Source organism: Hydrogenophaga sp. 2FB (assembly GCF_005503365.1).
GTDB lineage: Bacteria > Pseudomonadota > Gammaproteobacteria > Burkholderiales > Burkholderiaceae_C > Hydrogenophaga.
On sequence record NZ_SCML01000023.1, the window covers coordinates 38238 to 53439 of the forward strand.

15 protein-coding genes are annotated in these 15202 nt (G+C 65.9%); 4 read left to right on the forward strand and 11 right to left on the reverse strand.

Annotation, left to right across the window (positions count from 1 at the left end; genetic code table 11):
• Positions 1-2: 2 nt before the first annotated feature.
• Genes ligK through FFS09_RS14960 form a run of 3 tightly spaced genes read right to left on the reverse strand, consistent with a single transcriptional unit; the run spans position 3 to position 2471 of the window.
• Positions 3-686: a 4-carboxy-4-hydroxy-2-oxoadipate aldolase/oxaloacetate decarboxylase gene (gene ligK / locus FFS09_RS14950; RefSeq protein ID WP_137919690.1), complete on the reverse strand. Its 684-nt coding sequence runs from the start codon at positions 684-686 to the stop codon at positions 3-5.
• Position 687: 1 nt separating this feature from the next.
• Entirely contained in the window at positions 688-1722 is a 1035-nt protein-coding gene (locus tag FFS09_RS14955) for an amidohydrolase family protein (protein ID WP_137919691.1), read from the reverse strand.
• A 35-nt stretch (positions 1723-1757) separates the two neighbouring features.
• A complete protein-coding gene (locus FFS09_RS14960) occupies positions 1758-2471 on the reverse strand; it encodes a substrate-binding domain-containing protein (RefSeq protein WP_252374374.1) in 714 nt (237 codons plus the stop codon).
• 109 nt (positions 2472-2580) lie between these two features.
• On the opposite strand from FFS09_RS14960, the gene FFS09_RS14965 reads away from it, so the two are divergent.
• Entirely contained in the window at positions 2581-3474 is an 894-nt protein-coding gene (locus FFS09_RS14965) for a LysR substrate-binding domain-containing protein (RefSeq protein ID WP_137919692.1), read from the forward strand.
• Positions 3475-3489: 15 nt separating this feature from the next.
• Here the strand turns inward: FFS09_RS14965 and FFS09_RS14970 are convergent, their stop codons facing one another.
• The 6 genes from FFS09_RS14970 to FFS09_RS14995 all read right to left on the reverse strand — a co-directional run bounded on the left by FFS09_RS14970 (position 3490) and on the right by FFS09_RS14995 (position 9498).
• The gene (locus tag FFS09_RS14970; RefSeq protein ID WP_137919693.1) at positions 3490-4443 is read right to left on the reverse strand and encodes an AEC family transporter; all 954 of its coding nucleotides are present in this window, start codon (positions 4441-4443) and stop codon (positions 3490-3492) included.
• A gap of 166 nt (positions 4444-4609) precedes the next feature.
• Positions 4610-5605 carry a Bug family tripartite tricarboxylate transporter substrate binding protein gene (locus tag FFS09_RS14975; RefSeq protein ID WP_137919694.1) on the reverse strand — a complete coding sequence of 332 codons (996 nt, stop codon included), beginning with the start codon at positions 5603-5605 and terminating at the stop codon, positions 4610-4612.
• 19 nt (positions 5606-5624) lie between these two features.
• The gene (locus FFS09_RS14980) at positions 5625-6944 is read right to left on the reverse strand and encodes a TRAP transporter large permease (RefSeq protein ID WP_137919695.1); all 1320 of its coding nucleotides are present in this window, start codon (positions 6942-6944) and stop codon (positions 5625-5627) included.
• Positions 6941-7417, reverse strand: a complete 477-nt coding sequence (locus FFS09_RS14985) for a TRAP transporter small permease (protein WP_137919696.1) — start codon at positions 7415-7417, stop codon at positions 6941-6943. Before FFS09_RS14985 ends, FFS09_RS14980 begins: the two co-directional genes overlap by 4 nt.
• Positions 7418-7485: 68 nt before the next feature.
• A complete protein-coding gene (locus FFS09_RS14990; protein WP_137919697.1) occupies positions 7486-8526 on the reverse strand; it encodes a TRAP transporter substrate-binding protein in 1041 nt (346 codons plus the stop codon).
• A gap of 171 nt (positions 8527-8697) precedes the next feature.
• A complete protein-coding gene (locus FFS09_RS14995; RefSeq protein WP_137919698.1) occupies positions 8698-9498 on the reverse strand; it encodes a GntR family transcriptional regulator in 801 nt (266 codons plus the stop codon).
• A gap of 144 nt (positions 9499-9642) precedes the next feature.
• Here FFS09_RS14995 and FFS09_RS15000 point away from each other — a divergent pair, with 144 nt between their 5' ends.
• Together FFS09_RS15000 and FFS09_RS15005 are read left to right on the forward strand one after the other, a co-directional pair.
• Positions 9643-10773: a 5-methyltetrahydropteroyltriglutamate--homocysteine S-methyltransferase gene (locus tag FFS09_RS15000; RefSeq protein ID WP_137919699.1), complete on the forward strand. Its 1131-nt coding sequence runs from the start codon at positions 9643-9645 to the stop codon at positions 10771-10773.
• A gap of 101 nt (positions 10774-10874) precedes the next feature.
• Positions 10875-11483, forward strand: a complete 609-nt coding sequence (locus tag FFS09_RS15005) for a 2-hydroxychromene-2-carboxylate isomerase (protein ID WP_171020035.1) — start codon at positions 10875-10877, stop codon at positions 11481-11483.
• 3 nt (positions 11484-11486) lie between these two features.
• Here the strand turns inward: FFS09_RS15005 and FFS09_RS15010 are convergent, their stop codons facing one another.
• Together FFS09_RS15010 and FFS09_RS15015 are read right to left on the reverse strand one after the other, a co-directional pair.
• Positions 11487-13325: an AMP-binding protein gene (locus tag FFS09_RS15010; RefSeq protein WP_137919701.1), complete on the reverse strand. Its 1839-nt coding sequence runs from the start codon at positions 13323-13325 to the stop codon at positions 11487-11489.
• A gap of 4 nt (positions 13326-13329) precedes the next feature.
• Positions 13330-14193, reverse strand: a complete 864-nt coding sequence (locus FFS09_RS15015) for an amidohydrolase family protein (protein ID WP_137919702.1) — start codon at positions 14191-14193, stop codon at positions 13330-13332.
• Between the two features lie 138 nt (positions 14194-14331).
• On the opposite strand from FFS09_RS15015, the gene FFS09_RS15020 reads away from it, so the two are divergent.
• Positions 14332-15120 carry a crotonase/enoyl-CoA hydratase family protein gene (locus FFS09_RS15020; RefSeq protein ID WP_137919703.1) on the forward strand — a complete coding sequence of 263 codons (789 nt, stop codon included), beginning with the start codon at positions 14332-14334 and terminating at the stop codon, positions 15118-15120.
• Positions 15121-15202 lie beyond the last annotated feature (82 nt).

Below are 15202 nucleotides of genomic sequence, written 5' to 3' on the forward strand. Positions count from 1 at the left end.
CCTCAGTCGATGTACTTGAGACCGGCTTTTTCCAGCGGCTCGCGCATCTTGTACATGTCCAGGCCCAGCACGCCGCTGGCCAGCTTGGCCCGTTTCTCGCCTTCGAAGCTCTCGCGCTTGCGCGCGACGTCCAGCGTTTCAACCGCGCGCGCGGCGGGCACGCAGACCACGCCGTCGTCGTCGGCCACGATCACGTCGCCCGGGGTCACCAGCATGCCGGCGCACACCACGGGGATGTTCACCGAGCCGATGGTGGCCTTGATGCAGCCCTTGCTGCTGATGGCTTTGCTCCACACCGGGAAGCCCATCTTCTGCAGTTCCTTCACGTCGCGCACACCGGCATCGATGATGAGCGCGCGCGCGCCTCGCGCCTGGAAGCTGGTCGCCAGCAGATCGCCGAAGTAGCCATCGGTGCATTCGGCCGTGATGGCCGCAACCACGATGTCGCCAGGCTGGATCTGCTCCGCCGCCACGTGCAGCATCCAGTTGTCGCCCGGGTGCAGCAGCACGGTCACGGCGGTGCCGCTGACCTGCTGGCCCGGGTAGATCGGGCGCATGTAGGGCTTGAGCAGGCCCACGCGGCCCATGGCCTCGTGAACGGTGGCAGAGCCGAGTGCGGCCAGGCCGTCAGCGGCCGCGCGGTCGGCGCGTTTGATGTTGCGGTAGACAACGCCCAGTTCGTACATGTCAGAGTCCTTTCGATTTGAGACGCGCATCGAGGCGCGGGAACACGCGGCGCACGTTGCCTTCGTAGATCTGGTGCTTGTCTTCGGCACTCAGGATCTTCGACGCTTCGATGTAGCGCTTGGTGTCGTCGTAGTAGTTGCCGGTGGTCGGGTCGATGCCGCGCACCGCGCCGATCATTTCGCTGGCGAACAGCACGTTCTTCACCGGGATCACGGTGTTGAGCAGGTCGATGCCGGGCTGGTGGTACACGCAGGTGTCGAAGAACACGTTGTTCATCACGTGCGTGTCGAGCAGCGGCTTCTTCATCTCCTGCGCCAGGCCACGGAAGCGGCCCCAGTGGTAAGGCACCGCGCCACCGCCGTGCGGAATGAGGAACTTCAGCGTCGGAAAATCCTTGAACAGATCGCCCTGGATCAGTTGCATGAAGGCGGTGGTGTCGGCGTTCAGGTAATGCGCGCCGGTGGTGTGGAAGCAGGCATTGCAGCTCGTGCTCACGTGGATCATGGCGGGCAGGTCGTACTCCACCATCTTTTCGTAGATGGGGTACCACTGCTTGTCGGTCAGCGGCGGGCTGGTCCAGTGGCCGCCGGACGGATCGGGGTTCAGGTTGATGCCGACCGCGCCGTATTCCTTGACGCACTTCTCCAGCTCGGGAATGCAGGTCTTGGGGTCGACACCCGGGCTTTGCGGCAGCATCGCGACCGGCACGAAGTGGTCGGGGAACAGCTCGCTCACGCGGAAGCAGAGTTCGTTGCAGATGGCGGCCCAGGTGCTCGACACGTTGAAGTCGCCGATGTGGTGCGCCATGAAGCTCGCGCGCGGCGAGAACAGCGTGATGTCGCTGCCGCGCTCCTTCATCAGCTTGAGCTGGTTGGTCTCGATGGACTCGCGCAGCTCGTCGTCGCTGATCTTCAGGTCCGCCGCCTTCGGCATGACCGCCGGGTCCTGGATGCCAGCGATCTGCTGGTTGCGCCAGGCCTCCAGCGCCTTGGGCGCCGTGGTGTAGTGGCCGTGGCAATCGATGATGAGGCTCATGGGGCGGTCTCCGGAATCGTGTTGTGAATGAAGGTTTATGCGGGCTCCATGCCCTGGCGGCGCTTGGCCGCTTCGGCATCGGGCGATGTCATGAAATCGAGCAACTGGCGCACACGCTCGGCCTGCGGCGACCCGCTGGCCAGGCCCACGGGCACACCGGCGGAAAAAATCGTGTCGAACTTGAGCTCGGGCGGCATCACGCCCAGCACGGTGATGCCCTCGACGTGGATGAGCTCGCTCAGTTGCTGAAAGCCCAGCTCCACCTCGCCTTGCGCCACCAGCGAACCCACTGGCACACCGGGACGCGCTTGCGTGAGCCGATCGCGCACCTCGTCGCCCAGGCCCCAGCGTTCGAACAAGGCGATCAGCGCTGTGCCGCTGGGGCCGGTGGAGTAGCCGATGCGGCGCGCGGCGCGCACCGCGCGCTGGAGCGCTTCTTCCGTCGAGATGTCGGGTTGGGTCGCGCCCTGGCGCACAGCCACGGCCACGCTCGAGCGCACAAGATCGACCCGGCTACCCGCGCGCAGGTGGCCCGCGGCGATCAGCTTGTCGATCGCGTCGGACGCGAGCACCACCACATCGAAAGCCTCGCCCGCGGCCACGCGCTGGGCCGCGTCGACCCCACCGACCGCCTCGATCGCCACCGCGCTGCCCGAGCGCTGCTCGAACACGGTGCCGAGTTCGGCCAGCACCTGGCGGGTGGCCATGGACGAAATGCCTCGAATGCGGGGGGTTGTCTCTGTGGTCATGGGCGGCAAACGTGGAGGATTTGGCATTGTGGACCGCACCACCCCTGAAGAAAAGTCACTAACACGGCTATCAGTTAGATCAAAATTACATAACTATGATGGCGCTGACATGGATCTGAAACAACTCGAATACTTCGTGCGCGTGGCCGAGCTCGGCAGTTTCACGCGCGCGGCCATCGCGCTCAACGTCGCCCAACCCGCGCTGTCGCGCCAGGTGCGCCTGCTGGAGGTGGAACTGCGGCAGAACCTGCTGGTGCGCAACGGCCGTGGCGCCACGCCCACCGAGGCCGGCACGCTGCTGCTGGCGCACGGGCGCGGCATCCTGCACCAGGTGGAGCGGGCGCGCGAAGAGCTGGGGCGTGTGCGCGGCGCGCTGGCCGGGCGCGTGGCCATTGGCCTGCCGCCGAGCCTGGCGCGCGTGATCACGGTGCCGCTCACGCGCGCGTTCCGCCAGCAGCTGCCGCAGGCCAGCCTGTCGATCAGCGAGGGGCTGTCGATGTCGATGCGCGAGTCGCTGGTGACGGGGCGGCTGGACATCGCCGTGCTCTACAACGCGCAGCCCTCGCCCGACCTGGAGATCTACCCGCTACAGGACGAGGAACTGTTCCTGATAGAGCCGCGCCCACCCGGCCTGCCCGAAGACCCGCCACCGCTGGCCATTCCGCTGCGCGAGGTGGCCGCCCTGCCACTCGTGATTCCCAGCCGGCCGAACGCCATCCGCATGCACGTGGAAACCGAAATGGCCAACATCGGTTGCCGGCCCAACATCGCACTCGAAATCGACGGCGTGTCGGCCATCCTCGACCTGGTAGCCGACGGCGCTGGCGCCGCCCTGCTCGCGCCCAACGCGGTGCTGAGCTCGATCCGGCCCTCGGCCTACCGCATGCGCCCGGTGAGCGATCCGCCGCTGCGCACACGCCTGTGTCTGGCGGTGAGCTCGCAACGGCCCGCCACGCTCACGCAGCAGACCACGCTGGACCTGATCCGAAAAGTCATGGCGTGAGGCGCCCGACGGCGCTCAGCCCTTCATCAACCAGAGAATGGCGCTGAGTGTGGGGAACGAAGCCGCCGTGGTGGCCAGCAACGCCGCCGCCGTGAAGCCCTCGTACCCATGCCGCTGCGCCAACAGCGGGTAGATACCGAGCATGGGCACGGCCGCTGAAAGCACCACGGCGATGCGCAATTCTTCGGAGAGCGCGGGCAGGCCCAGCAAAGGCAGCAACGCCGCAGCGGCCCACACCGCCGCCGGGTGCAGCAGCAACTTGCCGACCGCGATCTGCGCCACCTGCAAACGCAGGCCACGCACCTGCAGGCCCACCAGCGTGCCACCGATGATGAACAGCGCCAGGCCACCGCTGGCCGCGCCCAGCAGTTTGACCGTGCGCGACAGCACCGAGGGCAATGGCCAGCCCAGAAGGGCCACCACGAAGCCGAGCACGATGGCAACGATCATCGGGTTGCGCGCCAGGCGGCCCAGGATCTGGCGCACGGCCCGTGACCAGGACGTGCGGGCGGCGCCCGACACCCCCATGTCCGCCGCGGTCAACAGCAGCGGCAGCTTGACGAGGTTTTCCACCAGCACGTTCATGGCCAATGCCACACCGGCCAACGGCCCGATGGCGAGCAACACCACCGGGTAACCGATGTAGGCGCTGTTGCCGCAGCTCATGCCCATGGCCATGTAGGCGCTCTCGGTCAGGCCGCGCCCTTGCACCTGTCGAGCAAACCACAGGCTGGCCAGCAGCATCCCCACCGAACCGATGCCAAACGCCAGCAGGTAGGCCGGCTGCAGCAACTCGGCGATGGGCCGCGAAGCCAGCGCGTTGAACAGCAAGGCCGGCAAGGCGAACTGGATGACGAACTTGCCCAGCACCCGCATGTCCGTCGCGGTGAACACGCGCCACCGCACAGCGGCGTACCCCAGCGCGATACACAGATAGATCGGGCCGGTGATGGCGAGGATGTCGAGCAAGGGGAAGGCCTAAAAAAGGCGAGAGGGAGAGGGAGAGAGACAAGGCGTCCGGCGCGCGGGGTCCTCATCCAGGGCTCCCGAGGATCCGGCTACGCCGGTCCCAGGGTGCGCCCCCTCCCGCCGAAGGCGAGAGAGGGGGGGAGCCGCGCAGCGGCGCGGGGGGTGTTTACTGTTTCTGGATTTTTGCGCGTTCGATCACACCGCTCCAGCGGCGAATGTCGGACGCCAGCAAGGCAGCGTTCTGCTCCGGCGTGCTGGAGCGCGCATCGATGTTCAGGCCACGCAGCTTTTCGCGCACGCCAGGATCGGCCACGGCGGTGGCGATCTCCTTGTTCAGGCGCTCCACCACGGCGCGCGGCGTCTTCGACGGCACGGCCAGCGCGTTCCACGACGAGGCGATGTAGTCCTTCACGCCGGCCTCGACCGCGGTGGGCACATCGGGCAACACGATGGAGCGCTTCTCGCCCGTGACGGCCAGGGCTCGCAGCGCGCCACCCTGGATCTGCGTGAGCACCGGCGCCAGGATTTCCACCGCCACGTCGACCTGCTGGCCGCGGATGGCGCCGATCAGCGCGGGCGAGCCGTTGTACGGCACGATCTGCGCCTCGATGCCCGCCGTGCTCTTGAACAGCTCGGCCGCGAGATGCTGCGTGCTGCCGATGTTGATGCTGCCGATGTTGATCTTGCCCGGGTTGGCCTTGGCGAACTTCACCAGGTCGCCCAGGGTCTTGTGCGGCGAGTTCGCGGGCACCACCACGGCGATGTCGAAGTAGCCGAGCGTGGAGACCGGCGTGAAGTCCTTGATGGTGTCGAACGGCAGCTTGTTGAACAGGCTGGCGGTGACGGCCGTGCCGTTGGACATGAGGAACATGGTGTAGCCATCGGGCTCGGAACGCGCCACCGACTCGGCCGCCACCACGCCACCCGCACCAGGGCGGTTGTCGATCACCACGGGTTGGCCGAGCTGGCTCGTCAGTTTTTCCGCGACGATGCGCGCGGTGAGGTCGCCCACGCCGCCCGGGCCGAACGGCACCACGATGCGCAGGCCCTTCGACGGGAAGTTGGCTTGAGCGTGCGCCGGCGCAGAGACCAGGCCGAGCGCGGCGGTGGCAAGAGAGGCGGCCAGGATGGCGCGGCGGTGGAGGTGAAGTTTTTTGATCATGAAATTGCCCTACGAAAAATCAACCGACGTATTGAACCAACCACAGGGATATGGAAGGGAAAAGAAGCAGCAGCAACGTACGCACCACGTCGCTGGCCAGGAAAGGCATCACGCCACGGTAGCTCTCGCCGATCGGCACGTCCTTGGCCATGCCGTTGACGATGTACACGTTCAGGCCCACGGGAGGCGCCAGCAAGCCGAAGCCCACGGTCATCAGCACCATGATGCCGAACCAGATCGCCACGGACTCGGCGGGCATGCCGAAGTCCAGCCCCATGATCACGGGGAAGAAGATCGGGATGGTCAGCAGGATCATGGAAAGCTCGTCCATCACGGCGCCGAGCACCACATAGAACAGCAGGATGGCGGTGACCACCATCAACGGCGAGATGTCCCAGCCTTTGATGACGTCGGCCAGCATGGCGGGCACCTGCGTCAAGGCCAGTGCCGAGTTCATCAGGTCCGCGCCGATGAAGATCATGAAGATCATGGCGCTGGCCGCTGCGGTGGAATAGAAGCACAGCTTGACCTTGGCCCAACTCAGCTCGCGCTTGAGCATGGCCGCCACGAAGGTGGCCGCCGCGCCGACCCCCGCGCCTTCGGTAGGCGTGAACAGGCCGCCGTAGATGCCGCCGAACACGACCACAAACACCACCGCGATGGGCAGCACGCCCTTGAGCGCGTCCCAGGTGAGCTTGGCCTGCGCTTCGTCATGCTCGGGCGCGTGACCCGGCACCAGGCGAACGTACACGGCGATCGCGATCATGTAGCCGAGCATGGCAATGATGCCGGGCACCATGGCCGCGGCGAACAGCTTGGCGATGTTCTGCTCGGTCAGGATGGCGTAGATCACCAGCGGCACCGACGGCGGAATGAGAATGCCCAGCGTGCCACCGGCGGCGAGCGTGCCCGTGGCGAGGCGTCCCGAATAGCCGTGGCGCTTCATCTCTGGCAAGGCCACCGAGGTGATGGTGGCCGCCGTGGCCACCGACGAACCGCAGATCGCGCCGAAGCCCGCGCTGGCCAGCACCGCCGCCATCGCCAGGCCGCCCTTGAAGCGCGACATGACCACGCTGGCGAACTGGAAAAGCGCCTTGGAGATGCCGCCCTGCGTGGCGAAGTTGCCCATCAGGATGAACAGCGGAATCACCGACAGGTCGTAGCTCGCGAAGCGCGCGAAGGCCACGCCGTTGAGGTTGTTGAGGAAGGGGGGCAGGCCCACCTGGTAGATGTAGCCGAAAGTGCCCGCGGCAAACATGGAAACGGCGATCGGCACGCGGATCGCCATCAACACCAGCATCACCGCGAAGATCAAACCCGCCAAGCTCAAGGAACTCATTCGCCCTGCTCCGGAAAATTGCCAACAAACACCTGGGTCAGGGCAATCACGCCGGTCAACAGGAAAGGAGGAACCATGAAGGCATACGTGATCCACTCGGGAAAGCCAAGCATCATGGTGGTGGTCTGCGAGGCGTAGGCGCTCATGCCGCCCACCGTGGTTCGCCAGGCCAGGCCGATCATCAGGCAGGCCAGCAGCAGGCTGCCAAAACGGTCCAGCCGCGCGATGCCGCTGCTGGAGACCCTGGAGGTGAAGAAGTCGACGATGATGTTTTCACGCTTGAGCTGACACCAGGGCATGAACAGCGCAATGGCCGCGCCGGCAGTCACCGCCGTGAGTTCGTAGTCGCCCACCAGCGTGACGCCGATGGTGTTGCGGCCGATGAGGCTGATGCAGGTGATCAGGGTGATCACCGTGAGCAGCACACCGGCCAGGATGGCGCAGAAGCGGGCCAACTGAGACAGCAATTTCAACTTGTCACCCTTATAAAAATGCCGAAGGCGGGTCCACCGCGGCGCGCCGGCCGCGGTGGGGTCGCATCTTATCGCTGGTACTTCGCGATCAGCGCGCGGGCTTCGGACACCAGCTTCGCGCCGTCGATGTTCTTGCCCTTCATCTCGTTGATCCAGTCGGTCTCCACGGTGGCGGCCGTGCGGCGCCAGCGTTGCGTTTCGGCGGCGTCCAGGGCCACGATGTTGTTCTTCGCCTTCACCGCGATGTCATGGCCCACCTTGTCGCCCTCGTCCATGGCGCGGCCGAAGAAGGCCGCGGTCTCGATGCCGGAGTTCTTGTCGATCACGGCCTTGAGATCGGCCGGCAGCTTCTCGTAGGACGCCTTGTTCATCGAGAACGCGAAGGTCTGGGTGTACAGGCCTTGCTTGCCGGCGAAGGTGGTGTGGTTCTTCACCAGTTCGGTGACCTTGAGCGAAGGCGTCACTTCCCAGGGAATGGTGGTGCCTTCGATCGTGCCTTTGGAGAGCGCATCGGTCACGGCGGGCACGGGCATGCCCACGGGCGTGGCGCCGAGCTTGGTGAGCATGTTGTTGATCACGCGCGAGCCGCCGCGCACCTTCATGCCACGCAGGCTTTCCAGGCCGGTCACCGGCGTCTTGGTATGGAACAGGCCCGGGCCGTGGGTGTGCACCGCGATCAGCTTGACGTCCTTGAATTCGTCGGCGGCGTACTTCTCCACGTACTCCTGGAACGCGCGCGAGGACTCTTCGGCCGAGCCGCTCATGAACGGCAACTCGAACACCTCGGACTTGTTGAAGCGGCCCGGGGTGTAGCCGAGCACGGTCCAGGTGAGGTCGACCACGCCGTCACGCGCCTGGTCGAACAGCTGTGGTGGCGAGCCACCGAGCGACATGGCGTGGAACAGTTGCACCTTGATCTTGCCGCCGGACTCGGCTTCGACCTTCTGCGCCCAGGGCACGAGCGCGCGCGCGGGGATCGTGGCCTGCTGCGGCAGCATCTGGTGCAGGCGCAAGGTGACGGTCTGCTGGGCCAGGGCCTGGCCGGCCATCGTGGCGGCGGCCACAGAGCCCAGGGCCATCAAGGCGGTGCGGCGTTTGAGGAATTTCATGATGTTGTCTCCTGTTCCTTCTAAGGCCAGGCCGGTCGCGTGTGGGCGCACTCCGGGCCTGGCGGGCTTGCAGAACGTATCTGCCCACACTGTGCATGGTCACCTGGCTCTGCGCCAGTCATATATCTGACTTTCAGTTATGCCGTTCTCTTATGCGGGACACCCCACGGTTCACCGGCGACGGATGAGCTTGATGGCGGGCATGGACGCGGGCGCGTGCACGCTCGCGCGGCCGTCCAATACCTCGCGCAGGTTGCGCTGCGCCAGGCGCGAGTGCTCGCGCATGATGGCTTCGGCGCGCGAGCCTTCGCGCTGTTCAATCGCGTCGAGCACCTGGCGGTGCTGGTCTTGCGCCACCACCAGCATGTCGCGCGCGCGCTGCGAATGCGCCTGCAGCACCACGAAGCCCGAGGGCGAGGCAAACGGCAGACTGAGCACTTTTTCGAGCTGGCGCAAGGTGGTGGGGCTGTCGGCCATTTCCCACACCAGCGCGTGGAACTGGCTGTTGAGCGCGACGTAGCTGGAGAAGCCTTCGTCATTGAGGGCCTGGGCCTCGAGCACGGTGTCAATCTGGTTGAGGCATTGCCGCGCCTCACCGAGCACCACGCCCGGCGCGCCGCGCTCGGCCGCCAGGCGCGCCAGCAGGCCTTCGAGCGTGCCGCGCAGTTCGATGGCGTCGGCGATGTCGCGCTCGGAAAACGTCTGCACCACGTAGCCGCCATTGGGCAGCGCCTCCAGCAGGCCTTCCTGCTCCAGCCGCATCAGCGCGGCGCGGATCGGCGTGCGCGAGACGCCCAGGCGTTCGACGATGGCCAGCTCGGCGATGCGCGAGCCACCGGCCAGTTCACCCGAGAGGATGAGTTCGCGCAGTTGCAGCAGCGCGCGCACCTGAGCGCTTTCGGCCGCGGGTTCGGGCACGGGCGCGGGGTCGGCCAGCGCATTCGGTGGGGCTTGGGAGGTCGCCGTGTTCATGGGATACGCAATGTATACAGAAAGGACGATATTTCAAGAGAATTCGCATCCAACTGGGGTTTTCCATAGGTTTATGTATTCAAAGAAGGCTGTCAAAGTGCGCTTTCGCCACTGTTTCCAGACCCAGACCACAGGACGTTTTCCATGACCTTGCGCGCCCACCCTCCCTACCGCGCCGACCATGTCGGCAGTTTTCTGCGGCCGGCCTACCTGCTGGAGGCCCGTGACCAGTTCTTCAACCAGAAGAGCATCACGGCCGAACAGTTGCGCAAGGTGGAAGACCGCGCAATCAACGAGATCGTGAAATTCCAGGCCGACGTGGGCCTGCAGTCGATCACCGACGGCGAGTTCCGCCGCACCTACTTCCACATCGATTTTCTGGAGCAGTTGGGTGGCGTGAAGACCGACATTCCGGTGACCATCCGCAAGCCGGACGGCACGGAAGAACTCGCGCCGCCGGTGATCCGCGTGATCGACAAGGTGCGCCACGCGAAGAACATCCAGTTGGCCGACTTCCAGTACCTGAAGGCGCAGGTGGAGGCGCTGGGTTTGCCCGCCCTCACGCCCAAGGTGACCATTCCCTCGCCCACCATGCTGCACTTTCGCGGCGGGCGCGCGGGCATCAGCAAGGAGGCTTATCCCGAGCTCGACCCGGTGTTCTACGACGACGTGGCCAAGGCCTATGGCGATGAGCTGCAAAGCCTGGCCGACGCAGGCTGCACGTATGTGCAGATGGACGACACCAACATGGCCTACCTGTGCGACGAGCGCATGCGCGAGGCAGCGCGCCAGCGCGGCGACGATCCGAACGAACTGCCGCATCGCTATGCCGGCTTCATCAACAAGGTGGTGGCGCGCAAGCCCGCTGGCATGACGCTGGCCATGCACCTGTGCCGTGGCAACTTCAAGAGCACGCACGCGGCGGCCGGCAACTACGAGCCGGTGGCCGAGGCGCTGTTGTCGGAGATGAAGCTGGACGCGTTCTTCCTCGAGTACGACGACGACCGCTCGGGCGATTTCCGTCCGCTGCGCTACCTGAGCAAAGGCAAGACGGTTGTACTGGGTCTGGTCACCACCAAGTTCGGCCAGCTCGAACACAAGGACGATCTGAAGCGGCGCATCGACGAGGCGTCGAAGTACGCACCGCTGGAGCAGATGTGTCTGTCGCCGCAGTGCGGTTTTTCTTCCACCGTGCACGGGAACAACATTGCCGTTGAAGATCAGCGGCGCAAGCTGGCGCTGGTGGTGGAAACGGCGCGTGAGGTTTGGGGCTGAGTTTTTTTCGTTCGTGGCGTTTCGCGCGGAGACCTCGCGGCAGGCCGATGGCGGCGCCCGCTGTTGAGGGCGTGTCTCCTTGGCGTGGATACGATGCCGTCATGACGCCACCGCTCGCCTTCTACTTCGACTTCATCTCGCCCTACGGCTATTTCGCCTCGCTGCGCATCGAGGCGCTGGCGGCGCGCCATGGGCGTGCCGTGGATTGGCATGCGATGTTGTTGGGTGTGTCGGTGATGAAGGTGATGGGGCTCAAGCCCTTGCTGGAAACGCCGCTCAAAGGGCCCTATGTGGAGCGAGATGTGCTGCGCCATGCGCGTGAGCACGGTGTGGTGATGGCACGCCGGCCGAGCGACCCGGTGATGAATCCCCTGCCCTGTGCGCGGGCGTTTGCCTGGGTGAAGGCCCATCAGCCCGAGCACGCGGCCGCGCTGGTCCATGCCATCTACGGCGCGTACTGGGGTGAGGGGAAGGACCTGTCCACGCCCGCATCGCTGCGTTCGCTCGCACTGCCCCCTGGGCTGAACGCCGACGCGCTGGCCAAAGCCGCGGCGAGCGAGGAAGCCGCGTCGCTGTTGCGCGCGATGGTCGACGCGTCGTTGAAAGCCGGTGTGTTCGGTTCGCCCACCGTGGTGGTGGATGGAGAACCCTTCTGGGGCGTGGACAAACTCGATCAGGTCGAGCGCTGGCTTTCGCGCGGCGGCTGGTAGCGCTTATTCAAATCGCAACTCGGTCTGCACCGCCATCGCGGCCAGGCCCTGCATCAGCGTCTCGCGCAGCGCGTCGTCGGGCGCGCCGGCCACGGTGATCACGGCGCATTGCCGCCCGCCCTTTTCCATCGCTTCAACACGTGCGGTCACGCCGGGCACCCATTCGCGCAGCGCCTCGCTGAGCTTGATCTCGATCGCGCGCAAGCGCAGCTCGGGCTTGAACACCTTGCCGATCGCGGTCACCGGTAGCGCCTCCAGCAGCACCACGCGCTTCGGGCACGCGGGCCGTTCGTAGACCTGGGGCGCGATAGCCGCCAACAGTTCCGCGGCACCGATCGCAGCGCCCGGTTTGAGCGTGACGAACGCCACCGGCACCTCGCCCGCATAGGCATCGGGCTCGGCGACCACGGCGCACAGGGCCACGGCGGGGTGCGCGAGGAACGCGTCTTCCACAAGGCCGGGGTCGATGTTGTGCGAACCGCGGATGATCACGTCCTTCGCGCGGCCGGTGATGTGGATGCGTCCGGCCTCGTCGAGATGGCCCAGGTCGCCGGTGACGATCCAGCCCGCCTCGAACAGGCCGGCGTTGCGCGCGGTGTCGGTGTAGCCCGGGCTCACGTGCGGCCCGCGCAGCACCAGCACACCGGTCTCGCCCACCGCGCAGCGCTCGTGCAGCTGCGCTTCCCCCTCGCGCCACGGCACCGCATGCACCTCGGTGTACGGCAGGCGCAGGCCGGCCGAGCCGGGCGTGCGCGGTCCTCGCAGCGGCTCGATGCTCACGAGCCCCGCGCACTCGGTCATGCCCAGGATGTTGCGCACGGCGATGCCGGTGGCTGCTTCGAAACGCTGCGCGAGTTCAGAGGGCAGAGGCGAGCCGCCGGTGTAAGCGGCGCGCACGGTGGTGATGTCGGCGTTCACCGGCACACCCATCAAACCCGCGAGCACCGTGGGCACGCAGGCCAGATGCGTCACGCGCTCCCGTTCGCAGAACTGCCAGTAGCGCTGCACGAAGCCGGTGTTGCGCATGCCGCTGAGCGTGGGCAGTACCTGGCGCGCGCCCACCGCCAGCAGTGCCAGACCGTAGACGAACGCGCCGGCCACGTGGAACAGCGGAAAGCCATTGATCTCCACCGCGTGTTCGTTCACGTCGTAGAACGCGTGCGCGAACCACGCCGTGTGCGCTTCGTTGCCCTGCGCATGTTGCGCCAGCTTGGGCGCGCCGGTGGTGCCGCCGGTGTGGAACAGCGCGACCACGCGATCGGGGTTCAGGTCCGGCTCGAAGGCCAGTGTATCGGGCTGCGCGGCGAGCAATTCCTGCAGCACCGGCACGTCGGGCGCCGTCTGCTCACCCACGCGGATCTGGAGCAAGGGCAATCCGTGGTGCCGCACCACCTGCTCGGCCACGGGCCACACCGCGAGTTCGCTGTTGGGGCCCAGCGCCACCAGCAGCTTTGCATTCGATGCCTTCAACAGGGCCGCGATGTGCTCGGGTTGCAGCAGGTAGTTGATCGGGCAGACACGGCCCGCGAGCTGTGCGCCCCACAACACCGCGTGCGCTTCGGGCATGTTGGGCACGAGCAGCGCGACCGCGTCGTCGGGCCCCACACCGAGCGAACGAAACAGGTTGGCCGCGCGGTGGATACTGGCCAACAGCGCGCGGTAGGTGGTTCGCGTGGGCGGCGTGTCCAGCGCGGCATCGGGCAGAAAGGTGAAAGCCTCGCGCTCGGGGAATCGCTCGGCCGCCGCGCGGATCAGCGCGTACGGGCTGCGGTGCGGCGCGACCTCGGCCAGCGGCGTGCGTTCGAGCCGCTCGATGTCCGCCAGCGTGGTGAAGGCTTGCATCGGTTCAGTCCAGGCCCAACAGGCGCACGGCATTGCCCTTGAGGATGCCGGGCATCACCTCGGGCTTGAAACCGGCGATTTCAAAATCCTTCATCCAGCGCTCGGGCGTGATCAGCGGGTAGTCGCTGCCGAACAGCACGCGGTCCTTGAGCAGCGTGTTCGCGTACTGCACCAATTGCTTGGGAAAGTACTTCGGGCTCCAGCCCGAGAGGTCGATCCACACGTTGGGCTTGTGCGTGGCCACGCTGAGCGCTTCGTCCTGCCAGGGAAAGCTTGGGTGCGCCATGACGATCTGCATGTCCGGAAAGCTGATCGCCACGTCGTCCAGGTGCATCGGGTTGCTGTACTCCAGGCGCAAGCCGCCGCCGCAGCGCATGCCCGAACCGATGCCGCTGTGACCGGTGTGAAAGATCGTGGGCAGCTTGTGCGCGTTGATCACCTCGTAGATCGGCCAGGCCATCTTGTCGTAGGGGTGGTAGCCCTGCACCGTGGGGTGGAACTTGAAACCCTTGACGCCCTCTTCCGCGATCAGCCGCTCCGCTTCGCGAGCGCCCATCTTGCCTTTGTGCGGGTCGATGCTGGCGAAGGCCACCATCATGTCGCTATTCTCGCGCGCGGCCTGCGCGATCTCCTCGTTCGGAATGCGGCGACGCCCCAATTGCGACTCGCTGTCAACCGTAAACATTACCAGTCCGATCTTCTTGTCGCGGTAGTAGGCTACGGTTTCAGCAATCGTGGGACGGCGGTTGCTACCAAAGTATTTGTCGGCCGCGCGGTCGTATTCCTCGCCGTAGTTGTCAAACGGGTTGCGGCAACTCACTTCGGCGTGGGTGTGGATGTCGATCGCGATCAGGTTCTGGTGGTCCATACGGGTCTCTCTACCTAGGGTAAACACGGAGCCTGTTTTCGGGCCCTCGCGCTTGTTTTAGTTATTGTTTATAACAATAATCGCACCTCTTCTCAAGCACACAAACCCGAAGCCAGGGAACCAGAAAGCGTCGACGCCATGCCCATCCATTCCACCGACATCAGCCTGAGTTTGCAAGGCGCATCGTCCGAAATCGCCGTCATCACGCTCAACCGGCCGGCCAAGCGCAACGCGCTGAACGACGGCCTGATCCTCGCCTTGCGCGACATCTTCCAGGGCATGCCGCACGGCGTCCGCGCGGCCGTGATCCATGGCGCGGGCGACCATTTCTGCGCCGGCCTGGACCTGTCCGAACTGCAGGAACGCGACGCCGGCCAAGGCCTGCACCATTCGCGCATGTGGCACGCGGCGCTTGAGTGCGTGCAGCAAGGCCCGGTCCCGGTGGTCGCGGCGCTGCATGGCGCGGTGGTCGGCGGTGGCCTGGAACTGGCCAGCGCGTGTCATATCCGCGTGGCCGATCAATCGAGCTTCTTTGCGTTGCCCGAAGGCTCGCGCGGCATCTTCGTGGGCGGCGGCGGCTCGGTGCGCATCCCACGCCTGATCGGTGCGGCGCGCATGGCCGACATGATGTTCACCGGCCGTGTCTACAAGGCCGAGGAAGGCGAACGCATTGGCCTGGCGCAATACCTCGTGCCGGAAGGCACCGCGCTGGACAAAGCCATGGAGCTGGCCACGCGCATCGCCAGCAACGCACCGCTCACCAACTACGCGCTGATGCATGCACTGCCGCGCATCGCCGAACAACCGGCCGACCAGGGCTTCTTCACCGAAGCGCTGATGGCCGCCATCGTGCAGAACGCACCAGAAGCCAAGGAACGCGTGCGCGCGTTCCTCGAAGGCCGAGCGAGCAAAGTGAAGAGCGACTGAAGTCGCTCCCCCCGCGCCGCCTTCGGCGTCACCCCCCAGAGGGCGATGCCTGGGACCGGCGGAGCCGGATCCGTGGCATCTC